Origin of the sequence: Streptomyces chartreusis NRRL 3882, from assembly GCF_900236475.1 — a bacterium.
GTDB classification, from domain to species: domain Bacteria; phylum Actinomycetota; class Actinomycetes; order Streptomycetales; family Streptomycetaceae; genus Streptomyces; species Streptomyces chartreusis_D.
Genome location: NZ_LT963352.1, coordinates 1,002,438 through 1,014,924, shown reverse-complemented (window position 1 = coordinate 1,014,924; position 12,487 = coordinate 1,002,438). Strand labels below are relative to the sequence as shown.

Sequence of the window (12,487 nt, the reverse complement as noted above, 5' to 3'; positions counted from 1 at the left end):
TGGACTGACCGCACATGCACCATAAGTCCCGCCCCTCTCATCGGGACGGGACTTAATGTGCTGTTAACTGTACGTAGCCTGATCGTACTTGACCGTAATCGGCTGGGGGCGATTGACTGCTGGCCCACCTGTCGTCGACGCGAGGCAAGCCCTTGACTGCTGACCTGCTCGCTCCTCTCGACCTGGCGTTCTGGAACATCGAGTCCGCGGACCACCCGATGCACCTCGGCGCGCTCGGGATCTTCTCCGCGCACTCACCCGCCGCCGGCGCCCACGCGGCCGACCTGCTCGCGGCCCGCGCCGCCGGCGTGCCCGGACTGCGGATGCGGATCCGCGACGTGTGGCAGCCGCTGCCCTCCGCGCTGCGCCGGCCCCTCGCCTTCGGCGGCGCGGCCCGCGAACCCGACCCGGACTTCGACGCCCTGAACCACGTGCGGCTGCACGCCCCGACCGCCGACTTCCACACGGTCGCGGGCCGGCTCATGGGACGTCCGCTGAGGCGAGGCCGGCCGCCGTGGGAGGCCCATGTGCTGCCCGGCGAGGACGGGGTCTCGTTCGCGGTGCTGTTCAAGTTCCACCACGCCCTGGCCGACGGGCTGCGGGCGCTGACACTCGCCGCGGGCGTCATGGACCCGATCGACATGCCCGCGCCCCGGCCCCGCCCGGCCGAGCCCCCGCGCGGCCTGCTGCCGGACGTGCGCGAGCTGCCCGGGAGGCTGCGCGGCGCGCTGTCCGACGTGGGCCGGGCCCTGGACATCGGCGCCTCCGTCGCCCGCTCCTCCCTCGACGTGCGCTCCACGCCCGCCCTCACCTGTGAGCCGAGCGGCACCCGCCGCACCGCCGGCGTGCTGCTCGACCTCGACGACGTGCACCGCGTCCGCAAGACCGTCGGCGGCACCGTCAACGACGTCCTGATCGCGGTCGTCGCGGGCGCGCTGCGCCGCTGGCTCGACGAGCGCGGCGACGGCAGCGAGGACGTCGCGCCCCGCGCCCTGATCCCCGTCTCCAAGCGGCGCCCGCGTACCGCGTACCCGCAGGGCAACCGGCTCTCCGGCTACCTGATACGGCTTCCGGTGGACGACCCGGATCCGCTGGCCCGCCTCGCCTCGGTCCGCACCGCCATGGACCGCAACAAGGACGCCGGCCCCAACCGGGGCGCGGGCGCCGTCGCCCTGCTCGCCGACCACGTCCCGGCCCTGGCCCACCGGCTGGGCGGGCCCCTGGTCGGCCAGGCGGCCCGGCTCTGGTTCGACATCCTGGTCACCAGCGTGCCCCTGCCCAGCCTCGGCCTGAGGCTCGGCGGCAACCCGCTCACCGCCGTCTTCCCGTTCGCCCCGCTGGCCCCCGGCCACTCCGTGGCGGTGGCGGTCTCGACGTACCGGGGGAGCGTCCACTACGGGCTCGTCGCCGACGGAAGGGCCGTGCCGGACCTCGGCCGGCTCGCGGCGGCCGTCTCCGCGGAGGTGCGCACTCTGATCACCGCCTGCCGGTCCTGAACCGGACGGTTTGGCGGTGCGGCCCGCCGCTCCGTAAAATTCGCCGTTCGAAAGCGGGCGCGACCGGCGCGCCGCCACGGCAGAGCAGGGAACGACAGCGGCGATGACGGTGACAGAGGACGGCCCGCAGGCCATGGACGAGGCGAGCGGGCTCTCGTACGGACCCGGCATCGACCCGGAGCGGCTGGCCGTCTGCCTCAGCGTGCTCGAGGAACTCGACAAGCTGGAGGTCGACCACCCGGACGCCATCGCCGTGCGCCGGGCCACCGCGGGCATCTACCGCACGGTCAAGCAGCGCCGCCGCCAGGAGCGCCGGGCCGCCAAGACCGCCCACGACAAGGCGGTCACGGAGGCCACGGCGACCGGGTCCGCCCAGCGCATCGACGACGAGACCGAGGGCCTGCTCCCCTCCTCGCGCACCGAGGAGGGCAGGATCGCGGGGATACTCCAGCGCCCGCGCTCCTGCTACACCTGCAAGACCCGCTACGTGGAAGTCGACTACTTCTACCACCAGCTCTGTCCGGACTGCGCCCGCGTGAACCGCGAGAAGCGCGACGTCCGGGCCGACCTCACCGGCAAGCGCGCCCTGCTCACCGGCGGCCGCGCCAAGATCGGCATGTACATCGCGCTCAGGCTGCTGCGCGACGGCGCCCACACCACGGTCACCACCCGCTTCCCCAAGGACGCCATCCGCCGCTTCAAGGCGATGGACGACTCGGCGGACTGGATCCACCGCCTGGAGGTCGTCGGCATCGACCTGCGCGACCCGGCCCAGGCCGTGGCCCTCGCGGAGCAGGTCGCCGAGGCGGGCCCGCTCGACATCCTCGTCAACAACGCCACCCAGACCGTACGCCGCCTGCCGTCCGCCTACGCCGCGCTGGTCGAGGGCGAGAGCGCGCCGCTGCCCGCCGGTGAGCTGCCCGCCCACCACGTCATCGGCGCGTTCAACTCCGGCGCGGTCGACGGCCTGGCCGCGCTGCCCCTCGGCACCAGCGGCCTCGATGCCCAGCAGGTCGCCGACCTCGCCCTGGTCGCGGGCAACGCCAGCGTCGAGCGGCACCTCGACGGCACGGCGATCGACGCGGGCGGGCTGGTCCCCGACGTCGTCGAGTCCAACACCTGGGTGCAGACGATCGAGCAGATCTCCCCGGTGGAGCTGCTGGAGACCCAGCTGTGCAACTACACGGCGCCGTTCATCCTGATCAGTCGGCTCCGTCCGGTCATGGCCGAGGCCGCGAAGAAGGCGGCGAGCAAACGCGCGTACGTCGTGAACGTCTCGGCGATGGAGGGCGTGTTCGGCCGCGGCTACAAGGGTGCGGGGCATCCGAACACGAACGCCGCCAAGGCCGCGATGAACATGGTGACGCGGACCAGTGCCCAGGAGATGTTCGAGACCGACGGGATTCTGATGACCTCGGTCGACACCGGGTGGATCACGGACGAGCGGCCGCACTACGACAAGCTGCGGCTGGCCGAGGCCGGGTTCCACGCGCCGCTGGACCTGGTCGACGGGGCGGCTCGGGTCTACGACCCGATCGTGCGGGGTGAGGCGGGGGAGGACCTGTACGGGGTGTTCTTGAAGGATTACGCGCCGGGGAAGTGGTAGCGCTCTACCCGCACCGCCTCTGACGGCCCGTCAGTCAACAGTCCCGAGGTGGTGGGAGTTGGCAGCCGCCAGCAGTTCCAGCACCGTGCGCCAGTCCTCCAGGACCCCGGCGTCGAAGCCGGCCGTGCGGCCCTCCTCGGTCGCCTGGCGCAGGGCGAGGAGGTCGTCGTCGGCCGGGACGTCCGGGCACGGGCAGTGGCGTACGAGGTGGGAGACCCGGTCGCCGAGCAGGGCACGCACCGCGTCGGCCGCGTGGTCCGCGCGCCCGGCCGGGTCGCCGGGCCACAGCAGCCCGCCGACGGGCTGCACCAGGCCCGCCACTTGCAGCTCCTTGTCGGCCGGGCGGCCCCGGCGCAGCAGCGCGGCCGTCCGCAGCGCGTGATCGTGCAGGTCGACCGGCGGGCGGTCGCGGTCCGGGGCGGCCCTGGTGCCCCGGCAGGCGTACAACAGATCCATCAGCTCCTCGACGCTGCGCAGCTCCATGCGTCAGTCCTCCTGCGAGACAGCCGTTGCCGTACGGCAGCAGACCATGGGGAGCTTTCGACTCGGCCAACGGCATTTGAACTGCGCAACCGTCTGGAAACCGCCGGTGCGGACCTACCCCGTTCGGGTGATCCGCAAAACGTCCTTCCATGGGCAAACCGGTGCGTAAACCCGAGTTGAACACGGGATGACGCGCGATCGTTACCGCTTGTTTTCAGCCCCATCGAGCGGGGGGCCGCTCATTTGGTTAATCTGGGGCGGACGGGCAGCAGGACGGGACCCACACCCACGGTCCGTCATGGGACAAGCCGGTACACCACGGCCTGCGCTCCCGCGAGTTACCGGCGCCACCGCGTCCGAACTGCATTTGGCATCAGACCCGAGCGGGCGTCAGGCGCAGAGCAGGACGGCGCACACGTCCCGAGGGTGACCGACACATAAGGAGTGCGCGGTGACACCGGAGAAGACGAATCGCGAGCAACGCCCCAAGGAACGCACCGAGCGCAAGGGCCGCCGGTCCGACGAGCTCGGCAGCCTGGACGTGTGGGCCCGGTCGGCCCCGATCCGCCTCGCGGGCTACGAGGAGGACCTCGCCGAGCCCCACATCCTGCCCAGCGTCGACTGACCGGGCGCAGCCCCCCCGCCGCGTTCGCCGAGCGCATGGGCGTGTCAGACTCGCACCCATGCTGATCAGGGAAGCAGTGGCTGACGACTGGCCGCGCATCTGGCCGTTCTGGCACCGCATCGTCGCCGCGGGCGAGACGTACGCATGGGACCCGGGAACCTCCGAGGACGAGGCCCGGGTCCTGTGGATGAATCCGGCGAAACGCGTCTACGTCGTCGAGGACGACAGCGGCGTCGTCGTCGCCTCCGCTTACCTCACCCCGAACTACGGGGGCCCCGCCGCCCGCATCGCCAACGCCGGCTTCATGGTCGACCCGGACCAGGGCGGCCGGGGCTACGGCCGTGCCCTCGCCGAACACCTCCTGACCCAGGCCAGGGCCGCCGGCTACCGGGGCATGGTGTTCAACGCCGTCGTCGAGACCAACCCGGCCGTGACGCTGTGGACCTCCCTCGGCTTCACGATCCTCGGTACGGTCCCCGATGCGTTCGAGCACCCCCGGCACGGCCTGGTGGGGCTGCACATCATGTACCGGGCGCTCTAGCGCACCAGGACATCGGAGGGTTCCATGGCCGGCTTTCGGGTGAGGCCCCTGGACGCGGGCAGCTGGCCGGACTTCGCCGGTCTGGTCGAGCGGCACAACGGCGTGTGGGGCGGCTGCTGGTGCATGGCCTTCCACCCCGAGGGGCTGAGCCGCACCAAGAACCCCGAGGAGAACCGCGCCCGGAAGGAGAGCCGGGTCCGCGAGGGCGGCGCGCACGCCGCCCTCGTCTACCACGGCCAGGCCTGCGTCGGCTGGTGCCAGTTCGGGTCGGCGCCCGAACTGCCCCGCATCAAACACCGGCGTGCCTACGAGAAGGACCTCGACGCCCTTCCGGACTGGCGGATCACCTGCTTCTTCGTCGACCGCGCCCACCGCCGCCGGGGCGTGGCCGCCGCCGCACTCGACGGAGCCCTCCAGGAGATCGCACGCCTCGGCGGCGGAACCGTGGAGGGCTATCCCGAGGACGCCGAGGGCCGGTCGGTCTCCGCCTCGTTCCTCTACACCGGCACGGTGGCGCTGTTCGAGAGCCACGGCTTCGAGCGGAACCGGCGCCTCGGCAAGCACCACTGGGTGGTCGGCAGGAAGGTCGCCAGGGCGGACGTCAGGGACGGACGTACGGCCGCGTCATGATCTCCATGTTGTGGCCGTCCGGGTCGGCGAAGTACGCGCCCCGGCCGCCGAAGAGGTCGTTGACCCGGCCCGGCTCGGTGTGGCTCGGGTCGGCGTAGTACGTGACCCCCAGCGCCTCCAGCCGGGTGATCATGGTGTCGAACTGCTCCTCGGGCACGAGGAACGCGTAGTGCTGCGGCTGGATCGGCTCGTCGGTCTTCTCGTAGTAGTCGAGCGTCACGCCGTTGCCCAGGTCGACGGGGAGGAACGGCCCGAAGGGCGCGCCCACCGTCAGGCCCAGGACCACCGCCAGGAACTCCGCCGACAGGCGGCGGTCCGAGGCGAAGACGGCGGTGTGGTCGAGCTGGGCGACGGTGGCCGGCGGTTCGGGTGCGTGCGGTGCGTGGGACATGGATGTGAAACGTCTCCGGATCTCGGGGCCTTGGTGAAGCGCCGCAGTGGCGCGAGGGGATGAGGAAACACGGAGACGGGAGGCGGGGCTCGTGCCCTCTCCGGCTCTCGGCGGGGCCCGCGCGGGGACGCCCCCGCCGCGCTCACACCGAGGCCGGGCGCCTCACTCGTGCATGGCCTACGGCCGACCCGGCAGTCACCCGGCCGACTCTAGTTCATCGGTGCCGTACGCCGCCACGGATTACGTTCCTGCAACTGCTCGGCCACTTCCAGCAGTTGGTACTCCGTGCCGGGGCGTCCCACCAGCTGTACGGCACAGGGCGCGCCGGAGGGGAGAGTTCCGCAGGGGACCGACATCGCGGGCCAGCCGGTCAGGTTCCACGGGGGCGTCAGGGGCGAGTAGTTCGTGTTCGCCAGGACGTTGCTCAGCCAGCCCCGCTCGTGCCAGGGCCCGGCCTTCGGGGAGCGGCGGGCGAGCGCGGGGGTGAGCAGCACGTCGTACTCGGCGAAGAACGGCTCCAGCCGCCGGCGCAGCTGCTCCCTTGCGGCCCCGGAGCGTGCCCTGTCCAGGAAGGGCCGGCCGAGTCTCGCGTGCACCCGGGTGCGCCGGGTCAGCAGCTGCGCGTCGAGGTGCCGGGCGTCCGCGGCGGTGCCGGCCGTCCAGTGGACCAGTGAGGTCATGGCGAGCGACATCGGGTAGGGCGGGTCGGCGCGCCGGACCTGGTGGCCCGCCCTCATCAGCACCCCGGCCGCCTCCCGGGTGGCCGCCGTGTACGGCCGGCTGACGGTGACGCCGGCCAGCGGACTGCGCAGCGACACGGCGACCCTGAGGGGGCCGGGCTCGGCGCGGAGGGCGGGCCCGTCACCCGCGAGCACCGAGAGCATCAGGCGGGCGTCCTCGACGGTCGTGGCGAGCGGCCCGTTCTCCGACATGCCGAACCAGTCGCTGCCCCCGGGACCCGTCGGGACCACTCCGCGTCCCGGCTTGATGGTGACGAGGCCGCAGTTGGCGGCCGGTATGCGCAGGGAACCCATGCCGTCGTTGCCGAGGGCGATCGGCACCATCCCGGCGGCGACCGCGGCGGCGCTGCCGCCCGACGAACCGCCCGCCGAGCGCGTCGGGTCCCAGGGGTTGCGGGCGGTGCCCAGCACGCCGTCCGTCGTGCCGAACACACACAGCTCGGGCACGTTCGTCAGCCCCACGACCACCGCGCCCGCCGCCCGCAGCCGGGCCACCGTCACATGGTCCTCAGCGGCCGGGGTGTCCGGTGTCGCGGCCGAGCCGACGCGGGTGGACTCGCCGCGCACGGCGAGATTGTCCTTGACGGCCACGGGCACCCCGGCCAGGGGCAGCCCGGCGAAGTCGCCGCGTGCGGCCACCTCGTCGGCCTCGGCGAGCGCCGCCTCGGCGCGCACGGTGCGGAACGCCCCGACACGGCCGTCGAGCCGCTCGATCCGCGCGAGGTGCTCGGCGGCCACCTCGCGGGGGGTGACCCGCTTCTCGCGTACGGCGGCGGATATCTCGGCGGCGGTGCGGCCGGCCCAGGTGGTCACAGAGGCTCCTCGGCGTGCGGAACGGGCTTACTGGCGAGTACGTAGAGAGAACTGTGCACCGGCCGGGGGCGCACGTCGAGACCGGGAAGGGGGGCGCCGGGGCGGCGGGAGACGCACGTCACATTTCTCGATGTCACATCGGGCCGGGCCGTCGACTCATAGGGGCGTAAGCATCGACAACGACAGAGGAGCCCACCATGAGCGCGCGTCTGGACGTCTTCGCCATCCCGAGCGCCGGCAAGGTCATCAAGCAGTTCATGTCCCTGGGACGGCTGGTCGTGGAGTCACCGCTGCCGGCCGCCACCCGGGAGCTCGTCTCGCTCCGGGTGAGCCAGATCAACGGCTGTGCCGTCTGCATCGACATGCACACCAAGGAGGCCGCGGCGGCGGGTGAGACCTCCGTACGCATCAACCTGGTGGCCGCGTGGCGGGAGGCCACGGTCTACACCGAGGCCGAACGTGCCGCTCTGGAGCTGGCCGAGCAGGCGACCCGTATCGCGGACGGCGCCGGCGGGGTGCCCGACGAGGTGTGGGAGCGGGCCGCCAAGCACTACGACGAGGAGCAGCTCGTCGCCCTGGTGACCCTGATCGCCTTCATGAACACGGCGAACCGGCTGAACGTCGTCCTCCAGCAGCCGGCGGGGGACTACCAGCCCGGCCAGTTCAAGTAGCGGCGGCACATCGGGCCCTGGCCGTTCCTAGGGCCCGAGCTGTGCGCGCAGCCACTCCTCCACCTCGCCCACGTGCGCGGCCGCCGCCGCGCGGGCCGCCTCCGGGTCGTGGGCGGCCAGGGCGCGGTGGATCGCGGCGTGTTCGCGGCGGGTGCGGGCGAAGGCGCCCTCCTCCTGGTAGCCGCGCCAGACACGGGCGCGGAACGTCCGCGACGACAGGCCCTCCAGGATCGCGGCCATGGTCTCGTTGCCCGCGGCCACCGCGATCTCGCGGTGGAAGGCCAGGTCGTGGGCGAGGATCTCCTCCGGATCGTCCGTGGCGTTCATCGCCGCCAGGTGCTTCTCGACCTCGGCCAGCTGGTCCGCGGTGATCCGGGCGGCGGCCAGTGCCGTCGCCGTCGACTCCAGGATCCGCCGGATCTCCAGCAGCTCCACCAGACGCGGGCCGCGCGACAGGTCCGCCACGACGCCGAAGGTCTCCAGCAGGTCGCCGGCCTCCAGTTGCGTGACGTAGATGCCCGACCCGTGCCGGGCCTCCAGCACGCCCAGCACCGTGAGCGCGCGGATCGCCTCCCGCATCGAGCTGCGGGAGATGCCGAGCTGCGCGGCCAGGTCACGTTCGGTCGGCAGCCGCTGGCCCGGTTCCAGCCGGCCCTCGCCGATCATCGCCTTGATCCGCTCGATGGCGCGCTGCGTCACGGTGCCCTTCTGCGGGGCTGTCTCGTCGTCCACGCCATTCCTCCGATCACCGGCTGCGGCGCAGTCTAACCAGCGATGTGGTCGGACCACTATGCGCCGGAAGCGCGAAAAAAGTGGCGTAGCAGGGTGTTCCGGCGGGGGAGTGGTCTGATAAGTATGCGGGCATTCGCTGGAACACCGGTCGATGGGAGGGCCCTCGGATGCCCGGAAGCACAGTGCGCAAGCGCAACAGGTCCCGGATCGTCGGCACGGTGGCCCTGGCCGCCGGCGCCGCCCTCGTGCTCGCCGCGTGCGGCAGTACCAAGGACACCGGCGCCTCCGGTGCCGGCGGCGACGGCACCGGCAAGGTCGGGGTCGTCCTGCCCCTGCTGACCTCGCCGTTCTGGCAGTCGTACAACGACTACGTGCCCAGGATGGCGAAGGCCGAGGGCGTGGACGCGATGAAGACCGTCAACTCCAACAGCGACCCCTCGCAGCAGATCACCGACATCAACAACCAGCTCAACCAGGGCGTCAAGGGCCTGGTCGTCGCCCCGCTGGACAGCGCCGCCATCGAGGCGGGCCTCGACCAGGCCGAGCGCAAGGGCGTGCCGGTCGTCGCCGTGGACGTGGCGCCCGACAAGGGCAAGGTCGCGATGGTGGTCCGGGCGAACAACGTGGCGTACGGCGAGAAGGCCTGCCAGTACCTCGGCGAGCACATCATCTCCGGCAAGGTCGTGCAGATCATGGGCGACCTGGCCTCGGTCAACGGCCGCGACCGCTCCGAGGCGTTCCGCGCCTGCGTGAAGAAGAACTTCCCGAAGCTGAAGGTCCTGGAGATCCCCGCCAAGTGGGAGTCCGACACGGCCGCCTCGAAACTCGACACCCTCCTCAACGCCAACCCCGACCTCAAGGGCATCTACATGCAGGCGGGCGGCGTCTACCTCGCACCCACCCTGCAGACCCTCAAGTCCAAGGGGATGCTGAAGAAGGCCGGGCAGCCGGGCCACATCGCCATCGTCTCCAACGACGGCATCCCGCAGGAGTTCGACGCGATCCGCAAGGGCGAGATCGACGCGACCGTCTCCCAGCCCGCCGACGCCTACGCCAAGTACGGCATGTACTACATCAAGGCGGCGATGGAGGGGAAGACGTTCGAGCCCGGCCCGACCGACCACGACTCGACCATCGTGAAGCTGCCGAGCGGGATCCTGGAGGACCAGTTGCCCGCGCCCCTGGTGACGAAGGACAACGTCGACGACCCCAAGCTCTGGGGCAACACGGTCAAATGAGCACCCCACTGGCTGAAGCACGGGGCGTCGTCAAGCGGTACGGCCCCACCACCGCCCTCGCCGACGGGCACCTCACCGTTCTGCCGGGGGAGTCCCACGCCCTCGTCGGACGCAACGGCGCCGGCAAGTCGACCCTCGTCAGGATCCTCACCGGCCTGGAGGCCCCCGACGAGGGCACCGTCCGCTTCGACGGCGACCTGGCGCCGCCGCTCGCCGACCGCGACGCCTGGCGCCGCAAGGTCGCCTGCGTCTACCAGCACCCAACGGTCGTCCCGGAACTGACCGTCGCCGAGAACCTGTTCATCAACCGGCAGCCGGGTCGGCGCGGGTTCATCAGCTGGCGCCGGCTGAGGACCGAGGCGGCCCGGCTCCTCGACACCTGGGACGTGCGCGTCGACCCCGGCGCCCGCACCGCCGACCTCAAGGTCGAGGACCGGCAGATGGTGGAGATCGCACGGGCCCTCAGCTTCGGCGCCCGCTTCATCATCCTCGACGAACCCACCGCCCAGCTCGACAACCGCGAGATCGAGCGGCTGTTCACGCGCATGCGCGCCCTCCAGGACTCGGGCGTCACCTTCCTGTTCATCTCGCACCACCTCCAGGAGGTGTACGAGGTCTGCCAGACCGTCACGGTCCTGCGCGACGCCCGCTGGATCACCACGGCCCCGGTCGCCGACCTGCCCCGCCAGGCCCTGGTGGAGGCCATGGCGGGGGAGACGATCGCCGAACAGGCCGAGCGGCTGAGCACCGTCGCGGCTCCCGGGCCCGTCCTCCTCGACGTCCACGGCCTCACCTCGCCCGCGTACGAAGACGTGGACCTCACCGTGCGCCGCGGCGAAGTCGTCGGACTCGCCGGATCGAGCGCCAGCGGCAAGATCGAGCTCGCCGAGTCGTTCACCGGACTGCACACCCCCACCGGCGGGACGGCCCGTATCGACGGCGCCCCGCTGCCGTTCGGCGACGTCCAGGCCGCGCTGCAGGCCGGCGTCGGCTTCGTCCCCCGCGACCGGCACGACGAGGGCCTGGTCTTCGGCATGTCCATCGGCGACAACGCCACCCTCGGCGTCCTGGACCGGCTCGGCCGGTTCGGCTTCGTCGGCACCGACCGCAAGCGCGGTGTCGCCACCGCGCTGATCGAACGCCTCGACATCCACGCAGAGGGCCCCGACCAGCCCGTCTCGGACCTGTCCGGCGGCAACGCGCAGAAGGTCGTCATGGCCCGGGCCCTCGCCTCCGACCCACGGCTCCTCGTCCTCGTCAACCCGACCGCGGGCGTCGACGTGAAGTCCAAGGAGTCCCTGCTCGCCCGGGTGGACAGCGCCCGCGAGGACGGCACCGCCGTGCTCGTCGTCTCCGACGAACTCGACGACCTCAGGCGCTGCGACCGGGTCCTCGTCCTCTTCCACGGCCGTGTCGTCGCCGAGCACCCGGTGGGCTGGCGCGACCACGAGCTCATCGCCTCCATCGAAGGAGTGGACCATGGCTGAGACCAAGGCGGCCCCGCCGCTCGCGCCCGCGCGAGCCACCGACCCGCGCGCCGCCAAGGCCGTCCTGCTCCGCCGCGCCCGCGAACTCGCCCTCGTCCCCGCGCTGTTGCTGCTCCTCGTGCTCGGCGCGGTGGTCAACGACTCGTTCCTCACCGAGCGGAACATCGTCTCGATCCTCGGCGCCTCCGCCGCCCTCGCGATGGTCGTGCTCGCCGAGTCCCTCGTGCTCATCACCGGCAAGTTCGACCTGTCCCTGGAATCGGTCGTCGGCATCGCACCCGCCGTGGGCGCCCTGCTCGTCCTGCCCGCCGCCCAGTCCGGCTGGGGCACCGAACTCCCGGCGGCACTCGCGCTACTGGCGATCCTGGTCGCGGGTGCGGCCGTCGGCGCCTTCAACGGCCTCCTCGTCGTGAAGTTCAAGCTCAACGCGTTCATCGTGACGCTCGCGATGCTGATCGTGCTGCGCGGCCTGCTGGTCGGCGCGACCAAGGGCAAGACGCTGTTCGGCATGCCCGACAGCTTCTACTCGCTGGCGACCACCACCTTCCTCACCGTGCCGCTGTCCGTGTGGCTCGCCGCGGTCGCCTTCGCCGTCGCCGGGCTGGTCCTGAAGTACCACCGCGTCGGCCGCGCCCTGTACGCCATCGGCGGCAACGCGGACGCGGCCCGGGCGGCGGGCATCCGCGTGGAGCGCGTCATGCTCGGCGTGTTCGTCGTCGCGGGCGTCCTCGCCGCCGTCGGCGGCATCATGCAGACCGGGTACGTCGGCGCGATCAGCGCCAACCAGGGCCAGAACATGATCTTCACCGTGTTCGCGGCCGCGGTGATCGGCGGCATCGCCCTCGACGGCGGCAAAGGCACCATGTTCGGCGCCCTGACCGGCGTACTCCTGCTGGGCGTCGTGCAGAACCTGCTCACCCTGGCCCAGGTGCCGTCGTTCTGGATCCAGGCCATCTACGGCGGGATCATCCTGGTCGCCCTCATGATCGCCCGGGTCACCACGGGCCGCGCCCAGGACTGACCCGCCGCCTCCG

General features: G+C 71.9%; 13 protein-coding genes. 9 read left to right on the top strand and 4 right to left on the bottom strand.

Features of this window, described 5'->3' with window-relative positions:
• The first annotated feature begins 152 nt into the window (after positions 1 to 152).
• Positions 153 to 1,496: a wax ester/triacylglycerol synthase family O-acyltransferase gene (locus SCNRRL3882_RS04620; protein WP_010037334.1), complete on the top strand. Its 1,344-nt coding sequence runs from the start codon at positions 153 to 155 to the stop codon at positions 1,494 to 1,496.
• A gap of 103 nt (positions 1,497 to 1,599) precedes the next feature.
• A complete protein-coding gene (locus SCNRRL3882_RS04615; RefSeq protein WP_010037333.1) occupies positions 1,600 to 3,102 on the top strand; it encodes an SDR family NAD(P)-dependent oxidoreductase in 1,503 nt (500 codons plus the stop codon).
• 30 nt (positions 3,103 to 3,132) lie between these two features.
• Here the strand turns inward: SCNRRL3882_RS04615 and SCNRRL3882_RS04610 are convergent, their stop codons facing one another.
• Positions 3,133 to 3,585 (bottom strand): hypothetical protein, encoded by a 453-nt coding sequence (locus tag SCNRRL3882_RS04610; RefSeq protein ID WP_010037331.1) that lies wholly within the window; start codon positions 3,583 to 3,585, stop codon positions 3,133 to 3,135.
• Positions 3,586 to 4,036: 451 nt separating this feature from the next.
• Between SCNRRL3882_RS04610 and SCNRRL3882_RS41050 the strand changes: the two genes are divergently transcribed.
• From SCNRRL3882_RS41050 to SCNRRL3882_RS04595, 3 genes are read left to right on the top strand one after another with little or no spacing between them, the layout of a single operon-like run.
• Positions 4,037 to 4,210, top strand: a complete 174-nt coding sequence (locus tag SCNRRL3882_RS41050) for a hypothetical protein (protein ID WP_010037330.1) — start codon at positions 4,037 to 4,039, stop codon at positions 4,208 to 4,210.
• 58 nt (positions 4,211 to 4,268) lie between these two features.
• On the top strand, positions 4,269 to 4,751 hold the full coding sequence (locus SCNRRL3882_RS04600; RefSeq protein WP_010037328.1) for a GNAT family N-acetyltransferase: 483 nt from the start codon (positions 4,269 to 4,271) through the stop codon (positions 4,749 to 4,751).
• 24 nt (positions 4,752 to 4,775) lie between these two features.
• A complete protein-coding gene (locus SCNRRL3882_RS04595; protein WP_010037326.1) occupies positions 4,776 to 5,381 on the top strand; it encodes a GNAT family N-acetyltransferase in 606 nt (201 codons plus the stop codon).
• Here SCNRRL3882_RS04595 and SCNRRL3882_RS04590 read toward each other — a convergent pair.
• Positions 5,353 to 5,772 (bottom strand): VOC family protein, encoded by a 420-nt coding sequence (locus SCNRRL3882_RS04590; RefSeq protein ID WP_010037321.1) that lies wholly within the window; start codon positions 5,770 to 5,772, stop codon positions 5,353 to 5,355. The genes SCNRRL3882_RS04595 and SCNRRL3882_RS04590 overlap by 29 nt on opposite strands.
• Positions 5,773 to 5,981: 209 nt before the next feature.
• Positions 5,982 to 7,325, bottom strand: coding sequence for an amidase (locus SCNRRL3882_RS04585; protein ID WP_010037319.1), 1,344 nt, complete (start codon positions 7,323 to 7,325; stop codon positions 5,982 to 5,984).
• A gap of 197 nt (positions 7,326 to 7,522) precedes the next feature.
• On the opposite strand from SCNRRL3882_RS04585, the gene SCNRRL3882_RS04580 reads away from it, so the two are divergent.
• Positions 7,523 to 7,996 carry a carboxymuconolactone decarboxylase family protein gene (locus SCNRRL3882_RS04580; RefSeq protein ID WP_010037317.1) on the top strand — a complete coding sequence of 158 codons (474 nt, stop codon included), beginning with the start codon at positions 7,523 to 7,525 and terminating at the stop codon, positions 7,994 to 7,996.
• Positions 7,997 to 8,023: 27 nt separating this feature from the next.
• Here SCNRRL3882_RS04580 and SCNRRL3882_RS04575 read toward each other — a convergent pair whose 3' ends face one another.
• Positions 8,024 to 8,728 carry a FadR/GntR family transcriptional regulator gene (locus SCNRRL3882_RS04575; protein ID WP_010037316.1) on the bottom strand — a complete coding sequence of 235 codons (705 nt, stop codon included), beginning with the start codon at positions 8,726 to 8,728 and terminating at the stop codon, positions 8,024 to 8,026.
• A 167-nt stretch (positions 8,729 to 8,895) separates the two neighbouring features.
• Here SCNRRL3882_RS04575 and SCNRRL3882_RS04570 point away from each other — a divergent pair, with 167 nt between their 5' ends.
• Genes SCNRRL3882_RS04570 through SCNRRL3882_RS04560 form a run of 3 tightly spaced genes read left to right on the top strand, consistent with a single transcriptional unit; the run spans position 8,896 to position 12,474 of the window.
• A complete protein-coding gene (locus SCNRRL3882_RS04570) occupies positions 8,896 to 9,966 on the top strand; it encodes a sugar ABC transporter substrate-binding protein (protein ID WP_029180984.1) in 1,071 nt (356 codons plus the stop codon).
• On the top strand, positions 9,963 to 11,453 hold the full coding sequence (locus SCNRRL3882_RS04565; RefSeq protein ID WP_010037310.1) for a sugar ABC transporter ATP-binding protein: 1,491 nt from the start codon (positions 9,963 to 9,965) through the stop codon (positions 11,451 to 11,453). Before SCNRRL3882_RS04570 ends, SCNRRL3882_RS04565 begins: the two co-directional genes overlap by 4 nt.
• Positions 11,446 to 12,474, top strand: coding sequence for an ABC transporter permease (locus tag SCNRRL3882_RS04560; RefSeq protein ID WP_010037305.1), 1,029 nt, complete (start codon positions 11,446 to 11,448; stop codon positions 12,472 to 12,474). The genes SCNRRL3882_RS04565 and SCNRRL3882_RS04560 overlap by 8 nt, the downstream gene beginning before the upstream one ends.
• Positions 12,475 to 12,487 lie beyond the last annotated feature (13 nt).